Source organism: Vibrio sp. 1249-1 (genome assembly GCF_033340495.1).
The window spans coordinates 1-771 of sequence record NZ_JAWOWJ010000419.1 but is presented as its reverse complement, the minus strand read 5'-3'; the positions used below and the strand labels follow the sequence as shown (position 1 = coordinate 771).

Sequence of the window (771 nt, the reverse complement as noted above, 5' to 3'; positions counted from 1 at the left end):
TTCACTATTCGAAATACAAAAAAAACGCCCATATAAATGGGCGTTTTTTATTTATTCAGATTTTATGGCTTAGCGACACAGAAGCTTATTGTCAGGGTTTAAAATCGTCGACAGTGCTTTCTGGTACGATGCTTCAACGGTCTCTTTAGAATTAGAGCGAATACCTAAATATTCAAGGCGACCATCTTCTATTCCGTATACGACACCATGAATTTCGACATCTTGCCCGCGCTCCCATGCGTTTTGCATGATGGTTGAATTGCCTAGGTTATAAACTTGTTCTGCAACGTTAATTTCACCAAGCTTATCGGCACGATCTTCAACAGGCATTTGATCTAAGTAAGAACGATGCTTGAAGTAAAGATCTCTGATGTGCAGTAGCCAGTTATTGATAAGCCCGAGTTGAGGGTTATCTATCGCTGCGTTAACACCGCCGCAACCGTAGTGACCACACACAATAATATGCTTCACCTTGAGTACATCAACGGCGTATTGAACAACGGAAAGGCAATTGAGGTCTGTGTGAATGACTTGGTTTGCAACATTGCGGTGAACAAATAATTCACCGGAGTAAAGGCCGGTTAATCGTTCTGCGGGTACTCGACTATCGGAGCAGCCAATCCAAAGAAAATCAGGCTTTTGGCCTTCGGCGAGCTTAGCGAAATATTCAGGACGATCAGATTTGATTTCTTCCGACCATTTTGAATTATTCTCAAATAACTGTTTAATTTCCGGCATCTTGCAAACTACTTCCCTTAAATGACAAAAGCA

Annotated in this window: 1 protein-coding gene; it reads right to left on the bottom strand. The window is 41.6% G+C overall.

What is annotated here, in order from left to right; genetic code table 11:
* Positions 1 to 69: 69 nt before the first annotated feature.
* Positions 70 to 738 (bottom strand): carbonate dehydratase, encoded by a 669-nt coding sequence (can, locus tag R7Z50_RS26750; protein WP_005462578.1) that lies wholly within the window; start codon positions 736 to 738, stop codon positions 70 to 72.
* Positions 739 to 771: the final 33 nt, after the last annotated feature.

Bases quoted from the DNA above. Each gene is read 5' to 3' on its own strand.
- can (WP_005462578.1), bottom strand. From the start codon at position 738: ATGCCGGAAATTAAACAGTTATTTGAGAATAATTCAAAATGGTCGGAA.